Origin of the sequence: Pelagibacterium montanilacus (assembly GCF_003992665.1) — a bacterium.
GTDB classification, from domain to species: domain Bacteria; phylum Pseudomonadota; class Alphaproteobacteria; order Rhizobiales; family Devosiaceae; genus Pelagibacterium; species Pelagibacterium montanilacus.
Genome location: NZ_RZMX01000046.1, coordinates 96,878 through 118,123, shown reverse-complemented (window position 1 = coordinate 118,123; position 21,246 = coordinate 96,878). Strand labels below are relative to the sequence as shown.

Sequence of the window (21,246 nt, the reverse complement as noted above, 5' to 3'; positions counted from 1 at the left end):
GCGCGATCAGTTGGGCAGCGGCTTGCCGCCCGTGTGCGGCGCGAGGGTCGCGCGCGTCACCCCCAGCGCGGCCAGCGCCGCATCGTAGCGCCGTCCCGGGGGCACCGAAAACAGAAGCTCGTCGGAATGGTCAACCGTCAGCCAGCCATTCTGCTTGAGCTCGGCCTCGAGCTGCCCGGCGCCCCAGCCGCAATAGCCGAGCGCCAGGAGGCTTTTTTCCGGCCCGCTGCCCGCCGCGATGGCGCGGAGCACGTCGAGCGTTGCGGTGAGGCAGATATTGTCCTCGACCACATAGGAATTGCCGTCCCGGAAATAGTCGGCCGTGTGCAGCACGAACCCCCGGCTCGCATCGACCGGCCCGCCGCGCAGCACATCCTTGTCCAGCAGGCGCTCGGGAATGCGGATGAAATCGCTGTCCGCGCCCAGTTCGATTTCCTCGAGAATGTCGGAAAACCGCATGTCGGGCATGGGCTTGTTGACCACGAGCCCCATCGCGCCCTCTTCGCTGTGCGCAACGAGGTAGACGAGGGTTTCAACGAAACGCTCGTCGGACATCTCGGGGGTCGCGATGAGAAAATGGCCCTTGAGGGAATCCATGAGTGCGCTCGCTTTCTGCCCGCCGCATGGGTCAGTCTAGCTGCAACTGCCCCTCCCGGCAAAGCACTAACGATCACGAAGCCCTGAACGCTTGCCGCTTTCGCCGCGCGCGCGGCTGGTCTATCACCAAGCGTCATGAAAACGCTCGTCCCCGTCGCAATGCTGGCCGTCTCCCTGTCCGCCCCCGGCGTCATGGCAGGGCAAACCGCATGGGAGGAAGTGTTCCCCGACGTGGCGATGCGCGTCATCTCGAGCGACGTGATGCTGCCCGACCAGACCACATGGGTCGCGCTCGAAATCGACATGCCCACCGACACCAAGACCTATTGGAAGGTGCCCGGCGAATCCGGCATTCCCGCACAGCTCGATATGTCCGGCTCGCAGGGCATCGATGCCGCCGAACCGGTCTGGCCCTACCCGACCCGCGAGACCCGCGCGGGCTATCTCGACCATGTTTTCTATGGCCATTTCGTGCTGCCCATCCAGCTCTCGGTCACAGGGTCCGAGCCCAGATTGGCCGCCGATTTCACGCTCGGGATCTGCTCTGACGTCTGCGTCCCCGTTGCGGTGTCCTTCGAGACGGCCCTCGACTTTGGTGTGCCCGACAGGGCCCAGAGTCTGCGCATCGATCAGGCGCTGGCCGACGTGCCCGTGCCGGCCCCCCAAGGGCTCCTCGAGGTCGGCGAGGCCCACTATGACCCGGACAGCCACGCGATCGTGCTCGACTGGCAGGCCGCGTCCGATATCTCGGGGATCATCGGGGAGATCGATGGCAGGATGACCCTTTTGGGCCCGCCCGAGCATGACGAGACGGGCAGGACGCTGGCCTTTCCCGTCTACGGCAAGATGCGCGACCCGATCGGGACCGATGCGTCCATGACCCTCTCGTTTGCCACGTCCGAAGGCCCCTATCGCGTCACCACCCCGCTCCGTGCTCGCTAGAGCGTTTCCAGGAAAAGTGGAAACACGTTTCCGGTTCGGAAACGCGACGAAGCTAAGGACCTGGAGCGTTTCCAGGAAAAGTGGAAACACTTTTCCGGTCCACAAACTCGACACATCAATGGCTTGGAGATCCTGATCTGATTCAAGCAGAGCACGACCTGCTCCAGGCGGCGCGGCCGCGAGCCCCCGATTGCCTGCAAACAGGCTCTGGCGGAGCCCGGCCCCCAACAGTGCCTGTGTAAAGTGTTCATTGTTGTGCTATTGGGCGTGGTGGCCACAGGATGGTCGCATTGATTTCGTCTCAAGCCTGCGCAACGATTTGCCCGTCACATTCGAGAAGGACCGTTCCATGACCATTCAGCCCGGCCAGTCAGTGCCTGCAGTGCCCGTCAAGCTGGTGACGCCCGATGGCGTCTCTGACGTGTCCAGCCAGGATGTTCTCGGCAAGGGCAGGGTGCTGATGTTCACGGTCCCCGGTGCGTTCACTCCCACCTGCCATCTTAACCATCTGCCGGGCTATCTCGAGGCCGCCGACCAGTTCAGGCAGGCGGGCGTTGACCGGATCGTTTGCGCCACCGCCAATGACCATCACGTGGTTAAGGCCTGGGCCGAAGCCACCGGCGCCGGCGACCGCATCGATTTCATCGCCGACGGCATGGCAAAGCTGGCCGTGGAAATGGGGCTGGACCGCGATCTGTCCGCCGGTGGGCTTGGCACGCGGTTCGGTCGCAACGCTCTTCTGATCGAAGACGGCGTGGTGCGGATCGTCAACGCGGAATCTTCGCCCGGTGAGGTGACCTCGTCGGGCGCTCCGGCTATGCTCGACGCCCTAAAGGCGCTGTGATCGGCAGACGGTGGAGACAGGGATGATGGTGGGGATCAGCAGATTGGTCGGGGCGGCGGTTCTCGCCCTTTCGCTTTCAGGGTGCGTGACGGCCGGGTCGATGTTCGGGGGCGGGGACGACGCCCGCTATGCAGAAGTCTCGGCGAGCCAGACCCAGATCGATGCGGCGAGCAGCACGGCGATGCCGGCGATCGCCACCACATGCCCCCCGATCCGCATCAGGGAAGGGGCCGGGACCTATCGCGTGCATGCGGGCAACCGCACGGCCAGCGCCCAGGCCCTGCGTCATCAGGCGGTGATCGACCGCATTTCACGCAATTGCGTGGTCTCGAACGGCCTGATCACGGTCCAGATGGGCGCGGTCGGTCGCGTCATCCTCGGGCCTTCGGGCACCGAAGGCGCCATGACCGTGCCGCTGCGATTCGCCGTCGAGCGGGATGGGGTTGCCGTCTATTCCCAGCGGTTCGACGTGCCCGTCACCGCCTCGATGTCCTCGGCCAACGAGTTCGTGCACACCATCGAGAACGTCTCCATTCCCTATGTGGGCGGCGAGTCCATCACCATCTGGGTCGGCTTCGACGCCTGATCGCGAATGCAAAGCGGCCCATTCGCGCGATTGACGCGGGGGCCGCTTTGCACCATGTTCTGTATCTGCAGCGGGAGAGTGTCCGGCCTTGTGCCGGATCGCCGAAGGAGCAACCGCCCCGGAAACTCTCAGGCACCCGGACCGCTGTGCGATAAAACTCTGGAAAGCGGGAGCCTTTGCGGGCTTCCCACCGAAGGGCGTAGCCGTTTCTCTCCACTCTTGGGGATAGCGGGAAATCTCTCAGGTTCGACGACAGAGGGGGCGCTGGCTTTCCCGTAACGCCGTTGGGCGGAGTGGGACAGGCGCTTGCTTTGAACGAACCGGGAGACGCAAATGGGCGACACGCCCCCAACAGACCTCAGGAAAACCCCGCTCTTTGACCGGCACGTCGCCCTTGGCGGCCGTATGGTCGATTTCGCGGGCTATGCACTGCCGGTCCAGTATGCAGGCATCGTTGCCGAACACCGCCACACCCGCGAGGCGGCCAGCCTGTTCGATGTCTCCCACATGGGCCAGCTGGTCTTTTCGGGACCCGACCACGCGACGACGGTAGGCTGGCTCGAGAAGGTCGTGCCCGCGGACCTCGCCTCCCTTGCCCCCGGAGAGATGCGCTATACGGTCCTGCTCAACGACAAGGGCGGGATCGAAGATGATCTGATCGTCACCCGGCCGGCCGAGGGCTATGCCGAGGACGGGGTGATGTTCGCCGTGGTCAACGGCGCGCGCAAGGCCCATGATCTGCGCTACCTCCAGCGCGTCTTCGAAGGCGAGCTGCGCGCCGAAATGCGCCCCGACCTCGCCCTCATCGCGCTCCAGGGCCCCAAGGCGGCAGGTGTGCTTGCCGATCTCACCGATGCGACGGACGATCTGGGCTTCATGCAGTCCGCGCCCGCGACACTCGGGGGGATCGAGACCTATCTCTCACGCTCGGGCTATACCGGAGAGGACGGGTTCGAGATATCGCTCGAGAACGCCGATGCGGTGGCCCTCTTCGATCTTTTGATCGCGCACCCCGCGGTCGAACCGGCCGGGCTGGGTGCCCGCGACAGCCTGCGGCTCGAAGCCGGGCTCTGCCTTTATGGTCACGACATGACCGAGGAGACCGACCCGGTCAGCGCCTCGCTGCTGTTTTCCATGGGCCGCGAGCGCCGCAAGACCGGCGGCTTTGCCGGTTTTGAGGCGATCGGCAAGGCCCTCTCGGAGGGGCCGGCAACCCGGCGCGTCGGCATCCGGTTCCAAGGCCGCCAGCCCGTCCGCGAAGGCGCCGAACTGCTCGATGAATCGGGCCAGACGGTGGGTCATGTTACCTCCGGCGGATTCGCGCCCACCCTCGAGGCGCCGATTGCCATGGGCTATGTCCGTGCCGATCTGGCTAGCCCCGGCCAGGCCATCTCCGCCGCCGTCCGTGGCAAGATTATTCCCGGGCAGGTGGTGCGCACGCCCTTCGTCCCCAACACTTATGTCCGCAAGACCAGCAAATAGACGAGGATAGACCCATGACCCTTCGCTACAGCCAGGACCATGAATATGTTCGCCTCGAGGGTGCCGTCGGCACCATCGGCATTTCCCGCTATGCCCAGGAGCAGCTCGGGGACGTCGTCTTTGTCGAACTGCCCCAGGTCGGCGCCAGCGTAACCAGGGGCGACGAGGTGGCCGTGGTGGAATCGGTCAAGGCTGCCTCCGAGATCTACGCGCCCGTGTCCGGCACCATTGTCGAGGTCAACGACAAGCTCGCCGACGAGCCCGGCCTGATCAACACCGACCCGGTCGCCGCCGGCTGGATCTTCAAGATCGAGGTCGCCGACACCGGCGAATTCGAATCCCTGATGGACGAAGCCGCCTACGCCGATCACACGGCCTGATCCTCGTAACCCCCGGATACCCATGCGCTATCTCCCACACTCGCCGGCCGACCGGGCCGAAATGCTTGCTGCGATCGGCGTCGGATCGGTCGATGAGCTGTTCTCCGCGGTTCCCGCCTCGGTGCTCTCGACCTTTTCGCCCGATCTGCCCGACCACCAGCCGGAATTTGCCGTCGAGGCGCACATGCGTGCGCTGGCCGGCCGCAACCATGCGGCCGGGGATGGCCCGTTCTTTGTCGGCGCGGGCGCCTATCGCCATCACGTCCCCGCCACGGTCGATCACCTGATCCAGCGCTCGGAATGGCTCACGGCCTATACGCCCTACCAGCCCGAGGTGTCCCAGGGCACCTTGCAGATGCTGTTCGAGTTCCAGACCCAGGTTGCCCACCTCACCGGCATGGAGGTGGCCAACGCCTCGATGTATGACGGCTCGACCGCCACCGCCGAGGCGGTGCTGATGGCCCGCCGCATCACCCGTCGGGACAAAGTCGTGCTCTCGGGCGGGCTGCACCCGCAATACCGCGATACGGTCGTCACCTATCTGTCGGGCGAAGAAGGGCTGACGTGCCTCTCGCCCTCGCCGGAAGGGCAGGGCGACATCGTCGACCACATCGACGAGGGGACCGCCGCGATCGTCGTCCAGACCCCCGATTTCTACGGCCATCTTCGCGATGTGCCCGCCCTCGCGCGCGCCGCCCATGAAAAAGGCGCGCTGCTGATCGTGGTGGTAACCGAAATCGTCTCGCTGGGCCTCATCGAGGCCCCCGGCGCGCTCGGGGCCGATATTGTTGTGGCCGAAGGCCAGTCCATCGGCAATCCGCTCACCTTTGGCGGGCCCTATGTGGGCCTTCTGGCCTGCCGCGAGAAATTCGTGCGCCAGATGCCCGGGCGGCTCTGCGGCGAGACGGTCGACGCCCAGGGGCGCCGCGGCTTCGTGCTCACGCTCTCCACCCGCGAGCAGCACATAAGGCGCGAGAAGGCGACCTCCAACATCTGCACCAATTCCGGGCTCTGCGCGCTGGCCTTTTCCATCCACCTCTCGCTTCTGGGCGAGACGGGACTGACACGGCTTGCCCGGCTCAACCATGCCCGGGCCTGTGCCCTGGCCGATGCGCTTGCCGCCGTCCCCGGGGTCGAGGTGCTCAATGAAAGTTTCTTCAACGAAATGACCATCCGGCTGCCGCGCGCGGCAGCCCAGATCGTCGATGCGCTGGCGGCCCGCGGCATCCTGGCCGGCGTTCCGGTCTCCCGGCTCCAGCCCGGAGAGCCCGACGTCGACCGGCTCATCGTCCTCGCCGCTACCGAACTGACCACCGACGCCGACATCGCCGCGCTGGTCGAGGCGCTCAAGGGAGAACTGGCATGACCATGAACGCCACGGGCCGCCCGACCGCACCCACCTCCGCTCCCGCCCCGTCCAGCCCGGCCGATGCCGCGCTGCTGCCCGCCGAGGCCCTGCTCTTTGAGATCGGGGACCGCGACCATTCCGGCGTGGACCTGCCCGATCTCGAGGTGGGCGACGAGCGCCTGGCCGGGCTGCGCCGCAAGACCCCGCTCGATCTGCCCGGGCTCACCGAGCCTGAGGCCATGCGCCACTATGTTCGGCTCTCGCGCCGGAACTATTCCATTGATTCGGGCATGTATCCGCTCGGCTCGTGCACCATGAAGCACAACCCGCGCCTCAACGAGAAGATGGCGCGGCTCCCAGGCTTTGCCGATGTCCACCCCCTCCAGCCCGTCGCAACGGTGCAGGGCGCGCTCGGGGTCATCGAGGAGCTTGCCCACTGGCTCATGGAGCTCACCAACACCTCCGCGGTCGCCATGTCGCCCAAGGCCGGCGCCCATGGCGAGCTCTGCGGCATGATGGCCATCCGGGCCGCCCACGCGGCGAACGGACAGAGCCATCGCGACGTGGTGCTGGTGCCCGAAAGCGCCCACGGCACCAACCCCGCCACGGCCGCCTTCCTCGGCTACAAGGTGCGCTCCATTGACGCCAATGCCAACGGCACGGTCGACGTGGCCGCGGTCAAGGCGGCGATCGACGACAATGTCGCGGCGATCATGCTCACCAATCCCAACACCTGCGGGCTGTTCGAGCCCGAGATCATCGAGATCGCCGAAGCGATCCACGAGGCCGGAGCCTATTTCTACTGCGATGGCGCCAATTTCAACGCCATCATGGGCGTCGTCCGGCCCGGGGATCTGGGCATCGACGCCATGCACATCAATCTGCACAAGACCTTCTCCACGCCCCATGGCGGGGGCGGGCCGGGCGCCGGCCCGGTGGTGTTGTCGCAGGCGCTGGCGCCCTTCGCGCCGGTGCCTTTCGTGCGCCGGTCGGGCGATGGCCTCGAACTCGTCGAGCACCCCGACGCAACGAGCCTTGGCCGCCTCACCGCCTTTCACGGGCAGATGGGCATGTATGTGCGCGCGCTCACCTACATGCTCAGCCACGGCAAGGACGGGCTCGCCCAGGCTGCGCGCGACGCGGTCCTCAACGCCAATTACATCAAGGCGGGCCTCGACGATCTCTTCACCGCCCCGTTCGACGGCCAGCCCGTTATGCACGAAGTGCTGTTCGACGACAGCTTCCTCAAGGGCACCGGGGTCAGCACGCTCGACTTCGCCAAGGCGATGATCGATGAGGGCTTCCATCCCATGACCATGTATTTCCCCCTCGTGGTCCACGGCGCCATGCTGATCGAACCCACCGAATCGGAATCGCGCCAGACGCTCGATGCCTTCATCGCCACCATGCGCGAACTGGCCGAGGATGCGGTGGCGGGCAATGCGGAGCGGTTCACCGCCGCCCCGATTCGCGCCCCGCTCGCCCGGCTCGATGAAACCCGCGCGGCCCGCCAGCCCCGGCTGATCTGGCGTCATGAAAAGACAGAGGCATCCTGACAGCGTGATATGGGGCTGAAATAAAACCCCATTGAACAGATCGACAAAGTCCCTAAACTCCGACCCGATCAGTCGAAGAGGGCTTGAATGACGACCATGTCCGGGCACGTGCTCGATGCCTTCAGGCATCAGGCGGATGTTTGTCGAGAATTGGGGTCGCCGTTCACGGCAGGCCTGTGCGCGCTTCTGGCCGAAAGGCTCGACGAGGGATCACGCTTCGGGGCCCGGATCCTCAATTGGCCGGCCACCGCGCGTGACGACGCCTTGCCCCTGCGCGCCGCAGGTGCGCTGCACAGCCTCGTTCGCTCGGGCCGGGCCCGCAGCCTTGCCGCGCTCTATCCCCCGCTCGAAGCCAAGCCCGACGCCCTGTGGGAGGCCCTCTCCGAGGCCATCTCCCGGCACGACGATACGCTGCACGACTTCCTTGATTCGCCCCCCCAGACCAATGAGGTCATGCGTTCTTCGCCGATTCTCGGCATGGCGCTGGGCGTGGCGGAGCGATTCCGGCTCCCGCTGGCCCTCTACGAGATCGGCGCCAGCGGCGGGCTCAATCTGGGCTTTGACCGCTACCACTATGCTCTGGGCCAGGACCGGGAATGGGGCGATGCCGATGCCATCGTCCACATCGAGAGCGAATGGCGGGGCACCATCCCACCGCTCGAGGCGCCGCTGGAAATCAGCACCCGCGCCGGGTGTGACCGCAACCCGCTCGACCCGGGCAATCCCGACAGCGTCGAGCGCCAGCTCGCCTATATCTGGGCCGATCAGCACGACCGCATCCAGCGCGCCTCAGCCGCGCTCGCCGCCGCCGCCGGAAGGCCCTCGCTCATCGACAAGGCCGATGCCGCCGACTGGGTGGAGGCCCAGCTCTCGCCGGCCCCCGAAACGGGGGTCGCCCGCGTCTTCTTCCATACGATCGTCTGGCAGTATCTGGGCGACGCGACAAAGGAGCGGATGGTCACCGCTCTGGAAGCTGCGGGTGAAGCCGCAGGGGAAACCACCCCTCTGGTGTGGATGTACATGGAATCGGACGATCATCCCGCCGGGGCCGTCCTCAAGCGCCGCACCTGGCCGGGCGGGGAGACCGAAACCCTCGGCCTCGCCGATTATCACGGCCGCTGGGTAGACTGGTCCTGACGCCTCCCGGACCGGGCCCATGGGCCCGTCTGCCCGTCCCGGTCATACCCGAATGCCCACAAGGCGCCTCTGTACCCCTATTGCGGCTCCGGCGCGGACCGGAGCTTATGGACCCAATTCCTTCACGCCGGTGCCAGAGGGTGTGATGTCCAACCGCAGGTGTGACGGGGAGGGGGATGGGGCAGGGCGCAAGCGTCCCCACGAAAGCCTGAAACGCTCGGGAAAATCACCCATCGCCCGAGCCACGGGCTGACGCGCACAAAAAAACGGCCCCGCGAGGGGCCGTCTTGATCGCCATGTCCCACAGACAGTGCCTGGGCTCAGTTGAGCCGCGCGGCCACGTCCTTGATCGAGGCATCCACCATGGCATCCCCGGTCTCACGCGCCTGTTCGGCGAGGATGATGCGGGCCGCCTCAATGGCGATGTCCGCCGAGCGGGCCCGCACTTCGGCCAGCGCCTGGGATTCGGCCTGGGCGATCTTTTCTTCCACCGACCGGGTGCGCCGCGCCACCATGTCCTCGAGAGCCAGCTTGGCCTCCGCGGTCAGGCGCTCGGCTTCTTCCTGTGCGGCGGTCACGATATCGTCGGCTTCGCTCTCGGCTGCCTTGCGCTTGCGCTCATACTCGGCCAGCAGCGCCTGAGCCTCCTCGCGAAGGCGCCGGGCTTCCTCGATATCGGACTCGATCTGGGCGATGCGCTTGTCGAAGAATTTCGTGATCATCGACGGCACCTTGAGGTACACGACGATGCCGATGAAGATCAGAAGGGCAACGAAGGCCCAATCCGTGGCATCAAGTTCCATGGTTCGGGCTACTCCTTGGTGACCTTTTCAACCGCGTCGCGCGCGGTGGATTCGGAAATCTGGCCCGTAAGCTGAGCGACCAGTGCCTGCACGGTGTCGGTTGCGATCTCGTCCACATGGCCAAGGGCTTCCGCCTTGGTCCGGGAGATCCGGTCCTCGGCCGAAGCCACCTTCTTGGCCAGGTCGGCTTCGACCTTGGAGCGCTGGCTGTCGAGATCGGCCTTGATCTGGCCGCGCGTTTCCTCGGCAATGGCGTGGGCCTTGCCCCTGGCCTGGGCCAGTTCCGCCTCATAGGAGGCGATGGCATTGTCCGTCTTCTGGCGCAGCCTGTCCGCCTCGGCCAGATCACCCTCGACGCGGTCCCGCCGCGCTTCGAGAATATCGGCCACCCGGGGCAGTGCCACGCGGCTCATGATCAGATAGAGCGCGCCGAAACTGATGGCGAGCCAGAGGAGCTGCGAGGGAAAGGTTGTGGCATCGAATGGCGGGAACACGCCGGTAACGTGTTCGCTGCCGTCTGCGCCGACCTCGGTATGGGTCTCGCCGTCCACGGATTCATCGATCGACTCGACGTCCGATTCAACGGGCTCGGTGAGCTCGTCGAGGACGGGCTCTTGTTCCTGTGCCTGTGCCTGCATCATGCCTTCATTCCGCCCGTATGGCCCCTGAAACCCGAAGAGACAGCCCGGCAGGCGCCGCGCTGTCCGTTTCGGTCATTGCTGTGGCTGAAAGCCGATTAGACGGCGAACAGCAGCAGAAGGGCGACCAGGAACGAAAAGATGCCCAGAGCTTCGGTCACGGCGAAGCCGAAAATCAGGTTGCCGGTCTGGGAGGGGGCGGCAGAGGGGTTGCGCAGGGCGCCGGCAAGGAAGTTGCCGAAAATGTTCGACACACCAATTGCAGCGCCCGCCATGCCAAAGCATGCAATACCGGCACCAATGAACTTTGCGGCTTCAGCTTCCATTTTCAGATCCTTTCAGAGCCTTGGAATTCTATAATTGAGGAGAAGTTGTCTGGTGATCAATGCGAGGGATGGATCGCATCGTTCAGGTACATGGACGTCAGTACGGCAAAGACATAGGCCTGGACCGTGGACACCATGAGTTCGAGTGCGGTGATCGCAACGCCCATGAACAGGGGCAGAACTGCGCCGGCGACGCCGATCGCCCCCAGCGAGCCGAGCGAAACCACAAAGCCTGTGAACACCTTGAGGGTGATGTGGCCGGCAAGCATGTTGCCGAACAGACGCACCGAAAGCGAGACGGGCCGGGAAAGGAAGGAGATGACTTCGATCGGGGTCACGATGGGCACGATATAGCCCGGAACGCCCGAGGGAACGAACAGCTTGAGGAATTTCGGGCCGTTCTTGACGAAGCCGTAGATCACGACCACCGCCATCACCAGCATCGAGAGTGCGAAGGTGACGATGATGTGGCTCGTGAACGTGAAGAAGTAGGGGATCATCCCGAACCAGTTGCCGATCAGGATGAACGTGAACAGCGAGAACACGAAGGGGAAGAACTTCATCCCTTCCGTCCCCGCGTTCGATCGGACCATGTTGGCCACGAACTCGTACATGAGTTCGCTCGAAAGCTGCCAGCGATTGGGCACCAGCCCGCGTCCGCGCGTGGTCAGCACCAGCCAGGCTGCGATCAGCCCGGTGGTCAGGACCATGAACAGTGCCGAATTCGTGAACGCGATCGTCACGCCGGTGTCGGCAGCGCCATCGCCGCCGATCGTGCCGAAGGTGAAGATGTCCTCGATGACAAATTGGTGAATCGGATCGTTCGCCAAGGTCGTTTGCCCCTATCTCACCTTTTCATTCTTGTCGCCCGGGTCCTTGTCGGACGCCGTGCTCTGAGCATTGAGCTCCGCCACTACACGAGTGACATTCAAAATTCCAGCGGCAAAACCCAGAAAGAAAAATCCGAGCAGAGCCCAAGGTCCCGTGCCGGCGAACTGGTCGATAGCGAACCCGATGAACGAGCCGACCAGTATCGCCGCGACAAATTCGGTGCCGATGCGCAATCCGCGCGCCAGCGTCGACATGTCGCCCTGCCGGGAAGATGAGGCGTCGTCCCCATGGGGAGCGCGCGCCCGTTGCGCCCGTTTGATCCGCTCGGCGAGATCGGAAGTCTCCGGTCCCGAGTGATCGTCTCGAGGCGTCTGTTCGCCCGGGGTGTTGCCGGAATTGGCCATGGATAAACCGTCCGCTCCAACCCGCGGGCACCCCGGCAGAGGGTGCCTTTAAAGTCGCGCGCACCATAGTTGCGCCCCCCGTGTAAGTCAAGAATGCTATGGAGGCAAAAGACCAAGAATTATCAAGGGGTTGAAAGCTTTCAACAGGGGTGCGGCATTGCGTCAGCGCATCCCTTTGTGGCTCGGGCAAGGCAGAGCGGAGATTCCCGGCCGTGCCGGCGGCGGCCCGAAGGGCTTAGACCGCCTCGAGAAAGCTCTCTGCGGTGCGCAGGTCGACCGACACGAGCTGGCTCACCCCGCGCTCGGGCATCGTCACACCGAACAGCCGGTCCATGCGGCTCATGGTGATCGGGTTGTGGGTCACGACCACGAAGCGCGTCTCGGTGCGCTGACGCATTGAATCGAGCAGGTTGCAGAAGCGCTCCACATTGGCGTCGTCGAGCGGCGCATCCACCTCGTCGAGCACGCAGATCGGCGCGGGATTGGTAAGAAACACGGCAAAGATCAGGCTCAGAGCGGTCAGCGCCTGCTCCCCGCCCGACAGCAGGGTCATGGTCTGGGGCCGCTTGCCCGGCGGGCGCGCGATGATTTCGAGCCCCGCTTCGAGCGGGTCATCGCTCTCGACGAACGTCAGTTCCGCCGTGCCCCCGCCAAACAGCGTGGTGAACAGCTCCCGGAAATACCCGTTCACCTTCTCGAAGGCCTCGGTCAGCCGGGCCCGGCCTTCCCGGTTGAGGCTCGAGATTCCGGTCCTGAGCTTGGCGATCGCCGCGACGAGGTCGTCCCGGTCCGCGATCATGGTGTCGAGCTTGTCCTGGATCTCGGCGGCTTCCTGCTCGGCCATCAGGTTTACCCCGCCCAGCCGTTCGCGCTCGGCTTTGAGCCGGTCCAGTCGCGCCTCGGTCGCCGCTTCCCCCGGCAGCGCGTCTTCGGGCCGAATGCCCGCCGCTTCCGCGGTCCGCGAGGCCTCGATCCCGAGGTTCTCGGAAATCTGGCGCTCGATCTGGTGGCGCTGGGTGATCAACCCCTTGAGCCGCTCTTCCACCCGGGCCATCTCCGCCCGCGTATCGGCCAGCGCTTCGGCAGCCAGCCGCGCCGCCCTGTCCGCCTCTCTGTGCGCGGTCTGGGCCGAGGCCAGCCGGTCCGAGGTGCGCTTGCGCGCCTGCTCGCCCTCGGCGACTTCGTCTTCGAGCGCCGCCCGGCGGCCCGCGAAAGCGTCCGGAGAGGCGCTGAGCTGATCGAGCTGGGCTTCGATCTCCCCACGCCGTTTGGTCAGCGTCTCGATCTGGGCCTGGGCGCCCGAGCGGCGGGTCTGCCAGCTTGCCAGCTCCTGCGCGATCCGGGCCAGCCGGCCCTCGCGCATGCGCGCCGCGCTCTCGAACCCTGCCAGCCGGATGCGGGCCTGCTCGGCGGTCTCGCGCAGGCTCGCCAGCGTGCGCTGCAGCGCTTCGGCCTCGGCGATCCCGGCCCCTTCGTCCCCTGCGTCTTCCAGCGTCGCGCGCGCAGTGCTCTGGGCGTCGAGCGCCTCCTGCAGGCCCTCGGCAAGGCGCGTGCGCGATTCCTCGAGCGCGGCCTGGCGGGCGCCGAGCGCCGCGAGGGTCTTGCGCGCCGCATCGAGCCCTGCTTGCGCGGCGGTGATGGCCCGCTGGGCATCCCGCCAATGGGACCGGTGCCCGGATTCACTGGTGCGCGCCGCCTCCACGGCCCGCTTGCGCAGCTCCAGCGCCTCGCGCGCCTCGGCCCGGGCCCCGCGAAGCCGGGCGGCATCCTCTTCGATCTCGGCCAATCGGTTGCGCTGGGCCAGCCGCTGGGCGGCGGCCGTCGGCGCATCGGCGGCAGCCACCAGCCCGTCCCAGCGCCAGAGCGCGCCATCGCGACTCACAAGACGCTGGCCCGGATGCAGTTGCGCCATCAGCCCCGGTCCCACCCCGGGCTCCACGATCCCGATCTGGTCGAGACGGCGCTTGAGATGGGGCGCTCCGGACACGTTCCGGGAAAGGGGGATGGCGCCATCGGGCAGCGCGGGGTCGCTGCTTTTCTCGGTCGTTTCCGCCCAGTGGATCGGCGCGGCCGCGTCGGTCGAAGCCTCCAGGTCGTCGCCGAGCGCCGCGCCCAGCGCCACCTCAAAGCCGGGCGCCACAGCGAGCGCGTCCACGATCGCCGGCCAGAGAGAGCCGCCATCCACGTTCAGAACCCGGGCCAGCGTGTCCGCTTCGCTCTCGAGGCGATTGAGGCGCCCTTCGAGCTCGGCGAGCGCCGGGCGCGCCGCATCGAGCGCCGTCTGCGCCTGCGCCACCTCGGCCTCGGCCACCTCGGTTTGCGCTTCGGCCTGCGCCGCTGCCGCCTGCGCGGCTTCGAGCGACGATTGCCGCTCGGCCACCGTGCTGTCCGCCGCAAGGTTCGCGGCCACTGCCGCCGCGTCGCGCGCGAGCTCTTCCATCTGCGCTTGCAACCGGGCAACGCGCGCATCGGCCTGTTCGAGACCGCGCTGCGCTTCGACCCGCCGGGCGCGGATCTGGGCCACCCTGTCCGATGCCTGCCGCGCCCTCGCCTCCGCCTCATTAAGGGCCACCCGGCTCTGCTCGGCCTGGCTGCGGGCCGCGGTGCTCGCCGCGCGCTCTTCGGTGTCGGAGCGCTCGAGCTCGGCCTTCTCGGCCAGCAGGGTCTCGATGAACCCCTGGCTGTCTGTCACCATGGCGCTCTCTCGCGCGCTGTCGGTGTCGATCTGGCGGAGCCGGTCTTCGAGCTCGGCGCGCCGGGAATCGGCCCGGCGCTTTTCCTCATCGAGCTGGCCGAGCAGGATCGTCAGCCGCTGGAGCGCCGCCGCCGCGCCCGCATCGGCATCGCGCAGCGGCTGCAGGACCGCGTCGGTCTCCTCGAACGCCTTTTTGGCCCGCAGGTCCACATGGTTGGCATCGGCAAGCTGGCTGACCAGTCGCCCCTGGGTGGCCTCGGTTTCCTTTTCCGCGTAGCGAGCCTGCACCCAGCGCAAGTGATAGAGCGCGGCCTCCGCGCGCCGGATATCGCCCGAAAGCGAGCGATACCGGTTGGCCTGCCGGGCCTGGCGCTTGAGCGTCTCGAGCTGGGCTTCCACCTGGGCGACGATGTCGTCGACCCGCTCGAGGTTCTGTTCAGCGGCGCGCAGGCGCAGTTCAGCCTCGTGCCGGCGCGAATGGAGGCCAGATATGCCGGCGGCCTCTTCGAGCAGCGCGCGGCGCTGGGTGGGCTTGGCGGCGATCATCTCCCCGATCTGCCCCTGGCGGACGAGAGCAGGGGAATGGGCGCCGGTCGAGGCGTCGGCAAACAGAAGCTGGACGTCGCGCGCCCGCACCTCGCGCCCGTTCAGCCGGTAGGCCGAGCCCTGTTCGCGCTCGATCCGCCGGGTGATCTCGAGAGTGTCGGAAGAATTGAACTGGGCCGGGGCGGTCTTGTCGGTGTTGTCGAGAACGACGGTGACTTCGGCCGAATTGCGCGCCGGGCGGTTGGACGAGCCCGAAAAGATGACGTCGTCCATCCCCGAGGCGCGCATGGCCTTGTAGGAGGATTCCCCCATCACCCAGCGCAGCGCCTCCACGAGGTTGGATTTGCCGCAGCCATTGGGGCCCACCACTCCGGTGAGCCCGGGTTCCATCACGAGCTCGACCGGATCGGTGAAGGATTTGAAGCCGACCAGTCTCAGGCGCGAAAATTTCATCGCGCCGCCTGAAAGGCTGGGCGATCAGAGACGGCTGTCGATCTCCTCGGAAAGGGTCTCGAAGGTGGCATTGCCTTCCAGTCTCTGGCCATTGATGTAGAAGGTGGGCGTGCCGACCAGTCCGAATTCGTCGAGAGCCTGTTCACGCATGGATTCCAATGCATCGAACATTGCATCGTCGGTCAAGACTTCCTCGAACCTTTCCTGTGTAAAGCCGAATTCCTGGGCGATCTCGAAGATCGCCTCGCGCGGGTTGTCCGCGCTCATCCAATCGTTCTGCTGGGCCATATAGGCCGAGAGCACGTCGTGATAGGCCGTGCCCGACGCTTCCGCGACCATGAACACGGCCAGGTCGAGCACGTTCCGGCGGAACGGACGCGCGATGAACCGGATGCGGCCGGTGTCGATATAGGCTTCCTTGAGGTCAGGATAGACCGTCTGGTGGAAGTTGGCGCAGTGCGGGCAGGTGGGCGAGACGTATTCGATCAGCGTCACGTCCGCATCGACCCCGCCCAGCGGGCGGTCGGCGAACCCGTCGGGGTTGTTGATGGCTTCGTTGTTGATCGGCTCGATGGTCGAGCCGTCATAGAGCGCGACATCGCCGGCGTCCGCTCCCGCGTCCCCCGATACGGTCTGCGCGCTCGCTTCGGGGGTGTCGTCGGTCTGCCCGCATCCGTAAAGGACGGTGGCAAGGCCGGCCGATGTGCCGGCCACGAGCAGGGTTCTGCGATTGAACAACAAGGGGCTTTCTCCAGGTCACGACCAATTTGGGCGCACACTACACACCATCACCGTGGCGGCAAGGGGGCGCAGGCTTCAACTGCTGGTGAGGCCACGCCGCCGATGGTGCGCCATTCCGGTTCCAAGACGCTCGAGCGCCGCCTTGAGGTCCGGGTCCTCGACCGGAGCAAGCGTGGTCCGGATCATCTCCTCGGTCTCGCGGGGCAGGGCCGGCGGCGGCGCGGCTGGGGCGGGCACCGCGCCGTCGAACGGCGTCGTCGCCGAGCGCACCGTGCTCACCAGCAGATAGCCGAAATACCGGTTGATCGCCGCGGCGATCGCGGGCCCCTCATGGGCCAGCGCCAGCGCGTGCCCTTCCACGCAGCGCAGATAAAGCACCGCGCCCTCGGGGTCCGGGCGGTCGCGCCGGGGCCAGGTCAGCCGGTCGGGCATGGCGATCTGGTCCCACGGCGTGGGCGCGATCGCCGGCCAGCGGGCGATCAGGTCGCGGCTCGCAAATCCGCGCCGCTTGAGCGCGGGATCGAGCGCCGAGCCGATCATGTCGCCCAGCTGCACGGTCCGGTTGCGACGTTTGGGCGGTGGAGATTTGGCGGCCATTGCTTGCGTCCTGCCCTCGGATGCGGTTTTCCTCATCCAGTATGACTGACCCGGCCCATATTCAACACCCCGATCTGCCCGATCTCGATGCCGTCGCCGTCCTCGGATGGTACGATCGCCATGCCCGCGCGCTGCCCTGGCGGGTTTCCCCCGCCAGTCGGGCTGCGGGCGCGCGGCCCGATCCCTATCGCGTCTGGCTCAGCGAAATCATGCTCCAGCAGACCACCATCGCCGCGGTCAGGGCCTATTTCGAAACCTTCGTGGAGCTCTGGCCCACGGTCGCCGACCTCGCCGCCGCCCCGCTTGACGACGTTCTCGTGCGCTGGGCGGGGCTGGGCTATTACGCGCGGGCGCGAAACCTTCATGCCTGTGCCCGGGTCGTCGCCGAGCAGCATGGCGGGCGTTTTCCCACCACAGCGGCCGCCCTGCGCGCGCTGCCCGGCATCGGCGATTACACCAGCGCCGCCATCGCCGCCATATGCCAGGACGAACCGGTCGCGGTGCTCGATGGCAATGTCGAACGGGTCGCCGCCCGCTATCTCGCGCTCGGCAGGCCCGTGCGTGAGGAAAAGCCGCGTATCCGCGCCTGGGTGCAGGCCGCCGTCCCGGCCCGCGCGGGCGATTTCGCCCAGGCGATGATGGATATCGGCGCCACCATCTGCGCGCCCCGTCGCGCCAATTGCCTGCTCTGCCCGCTCGAGCCGGGGTGTGCGGGCACCCGGACCGCCAATCCGCTTGCCTTCCCGTTGCCCGCCGACAGGAAGGCCAAGCCGAGCCGGACCGGGCACGCCTTCGTCATCACGCGCCCCGACGGGGCCGTCTTCCTGCGCCAGCGCGGCCCCAAGGGCATGCTCGCGAAAATGACCGAAGTGCCCTCCAGCGACTGGACCGACATCCCGGCCGAGCCCGCGTTTCCCTTTGCCGGGGACTGGCGGGAGAAGGGCGTCGTCAATCACACCTTCACCCATTTCCACCTGACGCTCACGGTCTGGCACATCTCGGCCGATCATCCGCTGGACGAAGGCTGGTGGGGCGATGGCGCGGCGCTCGAGGACGAGGCCCTGCCCAGTCTCTATCGAAAGGTTCTCGCCAAGGCGGGCCACGAGGGCAAAAAGGCGGGCCACGAGGGCAAAAAAAAGCCCCCGGCTTGAGAGCCGGGGGCAGGAATGCCTGACTGATTGGAGGTCGGGATCAGGCAGAAAGCTTCAAAAGGGTTTCGCGAACATGTTCGCGCAATTCATCGATGGGCCGGAGGGCGCCGTCCTGCTCGTAGTGCCAGAACGTCCACCCGTTGCACGCGTCGAACCCTTGAACCAGCGCGCCGACTTTGTGGATCGACCCCTGATGGGTGTCGCAGATCAGCGACCCGTCGATCCGTACCTTGGCCTGATAACGCCGCTTGGCGTCAAAAAGTTTCATCCCGGGTCGCACAAGGCCCTGTTCGACCAGCGAGCCGAAGGCGACACGGGGCGCCGCGCGCTTGGCCAGAATGGTTTCGATAACCGCGCTTTCGTGCGGTTTTATGGCTGCAATGCGTTTGAGAGCCGCCGCGATATAGGCATTTTCGCGCTCGATGCCGATGAAATGGCGCCCCAGTTTCTTGGCCACGGCCCCGGTCGTGCCCGTCCCGAAAAAGGGGTCGAGCACCACGTCGCCCGGTTTGGTCGTGGCGAGGAAGATCCGGTGCAACAGCGCCTCGGGCTTCTGGGTGGGGTGCACCTTCTCGTCATTGGCGTCCTTGAGCCGCTCATTGCCCGTGCAGATCGGGAACAGCCAGTCCGAGCGCATCTGGGTGTCTTCATTGGCCAGCTTGAGCGCCTCGTAGTTGAAGGTCGGCCGGCTCTTGCGGTTCTTTGAGGCCCAGATCAGCGTTTCATGGGCGTTGGTGAACCGCGTGCCGCGGAAATTGGGCATCGGGTTGGACTTGCGCCACACGATGTCGTTGAGCATCCAGAACCCCAGATCCTGCAGCGATGCGCCCACCCGGAAGATGTTGTGGTAGGATCCGATCACCCAGATCGCCCCGTCGGGCTTGAGCACCCGCTGGGCTGCGGCAAGCCAGGCGCGTGTGAAGGCGTCGTAATGGGCGAAGCTCTCGAACTTGTCCCATTCGTCGTCCACCGCATCGACGCGGGACTGGTCGGGCCGGGTCAGGCCCTCTTCGAGCTGCAGATTGTAGGGGGGGTCGGCGAAGATCAGATCCACCGATCCCGCCGGCAGACTGTTCATGTGGTCGATGCAATCGCCCACCAGGATCGTGTCGAGGGGCAGGTGGCCCTGTGGGGCCTCCGGAGCGCGCATCCGCGCCGCATTACCGGTACGCAACATATCACTAACCCTAACGCATAACTAACGGTCCCTTTGTAGGGCGTTAGGGTTAAATGCCGGCTAAATGTTAGGGTTAACGGGGCGTTAGCGCCGCGCGGCGAGAACCGGCGTAAAGCTGGTCCGGTGCAGTTCGGTGGGCCCGTGCGCGAGCAGCGCCTCGAGATGGACCGCAGTGCCATATCCCTTGTGCCGGGCAAAACCGAACTGGGGGTGCCCGCAATCCATGATCGCGCACATGCGGTCGCGAACCACCTTGGCCACGATCGAGGCCGCGGCGATCGAGACCGATTTCCCGTCCCCGCCGACGAGGTGCTGGCCCGGGCACGAGAGCTCGGGCGGCACGTCGCGCCCGTCGATCAGCGCCAGATCGGGCCGAACGGGCAGGGCCGCGATCGCCTGGCACATGGCCCAGAGGGTCGCGCCCCTGATGTTGAGCGCATCGATCACCGAGACGGGCGCCGCGCAGAACCCCACCATGGCGCTGGCCATGATCTGGGCAAACAGCGCTTCGCGCCGCGCCTCGGTCAGCTTCTTGGAATCGTTGAGCCCGTCGGGAACATGGTTGGGATCAAGGATCACCGCGGCGGCGACCACCGGCCCAGCCAGCGGCCCGCGCCCCGCTTCGTCCACGCCCGCAACGATCTCTGCCCCGCCCGAACGGGCGGCCAGCTCGAAAAAGAGATCGGGTTGGCGCGCAGGCGCGACCAGGGGCGAATCAGGATGCGGCATGGGTCAGACATTATCGCCTAGCCCATCCCCTGTCAGGTCAGAACAGGCTGAGCTGATCGGTCGCCTTTTCCGGATGCACGAAGAGATCGGTCCGCAGCGCCGGCCCCGCCTCCTCGAGTTCCAGCCGGGCCCGCGCCTTCTCGAAGCGCTGGCCCATCAGCACCGCATAGGGCCCTTCGCCGGTCATCCGCGAGCCGAACCGGGGATCGTTCTCCCGGCCGCCGCGCATGTCGCGCACCAGGTTCATGACGTGCTTGACCTTGTCGGGATAGTTCCGCAGCAGCCATTCGCGAAAGACGTCGCGGACCTCCCCGGGCAGCCGCAGCACGATCATCGAGGCGCTGGTCGCCCCCTGCGCGCGTCCCGCATCGAGAATGCGCTCGAGTTCATGGTCGTTGACCGCCGGGATCATCGGCGCCGCCATGATGCGCGTGGGGATCCCGGCTTCCGAGAGCAACCTGAGCGCTTCGAGCCGCCGGGACGGGGTGGAGGCGCGCGGCTCCATGAACCGCGAGAGCTTGTGATCCATCGAGGTCACCGACAGCGCCACGGTCACCAGCCCATACCGGTTGAGCTTGGTCAGAAGGTCGAGATCACGCGCGATCAGCGCCGATTTGGTGGTGATCATCACCGGATGGCGCGCCTCGAGCAGCACCTTGAGGATGGACCGCATCAGCTTGTACTTGCGCTCGACCGGCTGATAGGGATCGGTGTTGGTCCCGATGGCGATCGGCTTGGCCTTGTAGCGCGGATTGGCCAGCTCGGCCCGCAGCAGTTCCGCCGCGTTCACCTTGATATAGATGTCGCGCTCGAAATCGATCCCCGCCGAATGCCCGATATAGGCGTGGCTGGGCCGCGCATAGCAATACGAGCATCCGTGCTCGCACCCGCGATAGGGATTGACCGAACGGTCAAAGCCGATATCGGGCGAGACATTGCGGGTGATGATCGACTTGGCGCGCTCGATATGCTCGCGCGTCTCGGCACGCTCGGTCACCGGCAGGCCCCAGCCATCGTCGGCCAACTCCCGGGTCAGCACCTCGAACCGGCCCGATTCATTGCTCTGGGCGCCCCGGCCCCTGGTCATTGCCGGGTCGGCGAAGGGCCGGCTCAGAAGGTCGACGTCGCGCGAGCCGAGCAGGCTGCGTCTCGTTTCGTGGCCGTCTCCCGAATACGCGAACTGTGCCATCGCTCATGTCTCCATTCCGGATGTTCGAACAAGCCGAATCGCGGCCTGTTCGTTCCCCTCAAGATAGGGGAGCAATCAGAACAAAACAAGAACA

Annotated in this window: 21 protein-coding genes and 1 riboswitch; of the genes, 9 read left to right on the top strand and 12 right to left on the bottom strand. The window is 66.1% G+C overall.

What is annotated here, in order from left to right; genetic code table 11:
* Nucleotides 1–6: 6 nt before the first annotated feature.
* Nucleotides 7–597, bottom strand: a complete 591-nt coding sequence (locus EO136_RS12670; protein ID WP_127144767.1) for a YqgE/AlgH family protein — start codon at nt 595–597, stop codon at nt 7–9.
* Between the two features lie 135 nt (nt 598–732).
* Here EO136_RS12670 and EO136_RS12665 point away from each other — a divergent pair, with 135 nt between their 5' ends.
* The 8 genes from EO136_RS12665 (at nt 733) to EO136_RS12630 (ending at nt 8,872) form a co-directional block, all read left to right on the top strand.
* Nucleotides 733–1,539 carry a protein-disulfide reductase DsbD domain-containing protein gene (locus EO136_RS12665; protein WP_127144766.1) on the top strand — a complete coding sequence of 269 codons (807 nt, stop codon included), beginning with the start codon at nt 733–735 and terminating at the stop codon, nt 1,537–1,539.
* A gap of 349 nt (nt 1,540–1,888) precedes the next feature.
* Nucleotides 1,889–2,383 (top strand): peroxiredoxin, encoded by a 495-nt coding sequence (locus tag EO136_RS12660; protein WP_127144765.1) that lies wholly within the window; start codon nt 1,889–1,891, stop codon nt 2,381–2,383.
* A 22-nt stretch (nt 2,384–2,405) separates the two neighbouring features.
* A complete protein-coding gene (locus EO136_RS12655) occupies nt 2,406–2,969 on the top strand; it encodes a hypothetical protein (RefSeq protein WP_127144764.1) in 564 nt (187 codons plus the stop codon).
* 61 nt (nt 2,970–3,030) lie between these two features.
* Nucleotides 3,031–3,123, top strand: a riboswitch (glycine riboswitch).
* Between the two features lie 179 nt (nt 3,124–3,302).
* On the top strand, nt 3,303–4,451 hold the full coding sequence (gcvT, locus tag EO136_RS12650) for a glycine cleavage system aminomethyltransferase GcvT (protein WP_127144763.1): 1,149 nt from the start codon (nt 3,303–3,305) through the stop codon (nt 4,449–4,451).
* A gap of 14 nt (nt 4,452–4,465) precedes the next feature.
* Nucleotides 4,466–4,831 carry a glycine cleavage system protein GcvH gene (gcvH, locus tag EO136_RS12645; RefSeq protein ID WP_127144762.1) on the top strand — a complete coding sequence of 122 codons (366 nt, stop codon included), beginning with the start codon at nt 4,466–4,468 and terminating at the stop codon, nt 4,829–4,831.
* Between the two features lie 22 nt (nt 4,832–4,853).
* Nucleotides 4,854–6,197, top strand: coding sequence for an aminomethyl-transferring glycine dehydrogenase subunit GcvPA (gcvPA, locus tag EO136_RS12640; RefSeq protein WP_127144761.1), 1,344 nt, complete (start codon nt 4,854–4,856; stop codon nt 6,195–6,197).
* Nucleotides 6,194–7,735, top strand: a complete 1,542-nt coding sequence (gcvPB, locus tag EO136_RS12635; protein WP_127144760.1) for an aminomethyl-transferring glycine dehydrogenase subunit GcvPB — start codon at nt 6,194–6,196, stop codon at nt 7,733–7,735. Before gcvPA ends, gcvPB begins: the two co-directional genes overlap by 4 nt.
* Nucleotides 7,736–7,822: 87 nt before the next feature.
* Complete coding sequence (locus tag EO136_RS12630) at nt 7,823–8,872, top strand: DUF2332 domain-containing protein (RefSeq protein ID WP_246018364.1); 1,050 nt, start codon at nt 7,823–7,825, stop codon at nt 8,870–8,872.
* Between the two features lie 320 nt (nt 8,873–9,192).
* Here the strand turns inward: EO136_RS12630 and EO136_RS12625 are convergent, their stop codons facing one another.
* The 8 genes from EO136_RS12625 to EO136_RS12590 form a co-directional block, all read right to left on the bottom strand.
* Nucleotides 9,193–9,675: a F0F1 ATP synthase subunit B family protein gene (locus tag EO136_RS12625; RefSeq protein ID WP_127144759.1), complete on the bottom strand. Its 483-nt coding sequence runs from the start codon at nt 9,673–9,675 to the stop codon at nt 9,193–9,195.
* An 8-nt stretch (nt 9,676–9,683) separates the two neighbouring features.
* The gene (locus tag EO136_RS12620; protein ID WP_127144870.1) at nt 9,684–10,313 is read right to left on the bottom strand and encodes a F0F1 ATP synthase subunit B; all 630 of its coding nucleotides are present in this window, start codon (nt 10,311–10,313) and stop codon (nt 9,684–9,686) included.
* A 98-nt stretch (nt 10,314–10,411) separates the two neighbouring features.
* Nucleotides 10,412–10,639: a F0F1 ATP synthase subunit C gene (locus EO136_RS12615; protein WP_127072379.1), complete on the bottom strand. Its 228-nt coding sequence runs from the start codon at nt 10,637–10,639 to the stop codon at nt 10,412–10,414.
* Nucleotides 10,640–10,695: 56 nt separating this feature from the next.
* The gene (locus EO136_RS12610) at nt 10,696–11,469 is read right to left on the bottom strand and encodes a F0F1 ATP synthase subunit A (RefSeq protein WP_127144758.1); all 774 of its coding nucleotides are present in this window, start codon (nt 11,467–11,469) and stop codon (nt 10,696–10,698) included.
* Between the two features lie 12 nt (nt 11,470–11,481).
* Nucleotides 11,482–11,874: an AtpZ/AtpI family protein gene (locus EO136_RS12605; RefSeq protein ID WP_127144757.1), complete on the bottom strand. Its 393-nt coding sequence runs from the start codon at nt 11,872–11,874 to the stop codon at nt 11,482–11,484.
* 235 nt (nt 11,875–12,109) lie between these two features.
* On the bottom strand, nt 12,110–15,568 hold the full coding sequence (locus EO136_RS12600) for an AAA family ATPase (protein ID WP_127144756.1): 3,459 nt from the start codon (nt 15,566–15,568) through the stop codon (nt 12,110–12,112).
* A 24-nt stretch (nt 15,569–15,592) separates the two neighbouring features.
* Complete coding sequence (locus tag EO136_RS12595) at nt 15,593–16,306, bottom strand: thioredoxin domain-containing protein (RefSeq protein ID WP_164730581.1); 714 nt, start codon at nt 16,304–16,306, stop codon at nt 15,593–15,595.
* Nucleotides 16,307–16,384: 78 nt separating this feature from the next.
* Entirely contained in the window at nt 16,385–16,906 is a 522-nt protein-coding gene (locus EO136_RS12590) for a DUF721 domain-containing protein (protein WP_164730580.1), read from the bottom strand.
* Between the two features lie 41 nt (nt 16,907–16,947).
* On the opposite strand from EO136_RS12590, the gene EO136_RS12585 reads away from it, so the two are divergent.
* Complete coding sequence (locus EO136_RS12585) at nt 16,948–18,057, top strand: A/G-specific adenine glycosylase (RefSeq protein WP_127144753.1); 1,110 nt, start codon at nt 16,948–16,950, stop codon at nt 18,055–18,057.
* A gap of 40 nt (nt 18,058–18,097) precedes the next feature.
* On the opposite strand, the gene EO136_RS12580 is transcribed toward EO136_RS12585, so the two are convergent.
* From EO136_RS12580 to EO136_RS12570, 3 genes are all read right to left on the bottom strand, one after another.
* Nucleotides 18,098–19,207: a site-specific DNA-methyltransferase gene (locus tag EO136_RS12580; RefSeq protein ID WP_164730592.1), complete on the bottom strand. Its 1,110-nt coding sequence runs from the start codon at nt 19,205–19,207 to the stop codon at nt 18,098–18,100.
* 111 nt (nt 19,208–19,318) lie between these two features.
* Nucleotides 19,319–19,963, bottom strand: coding sequence for a ribonuclease HII (locus EO136_RS12575; RefSeq protein ID WP_127144751.1), 645 nt, complete (start codon nt 19,961–19,963; stop codon nt 19,319–19,321).
* 37 nt (nt 19,964–20,000) lie between these two features.
* Complete coding sequence (locus EO136_RS12570; RefSeq protein ID WP_127144750.1) at nt 20,001–21,152, bottom strand: PA0069 family radical SAM protein; 1,152 nt, start codon at nt 21,150–21,152, stop codon at nt 20,001–20,003.
* Nucleotides 21,153–21,246 lie beyond the last annotated feature (94 nt).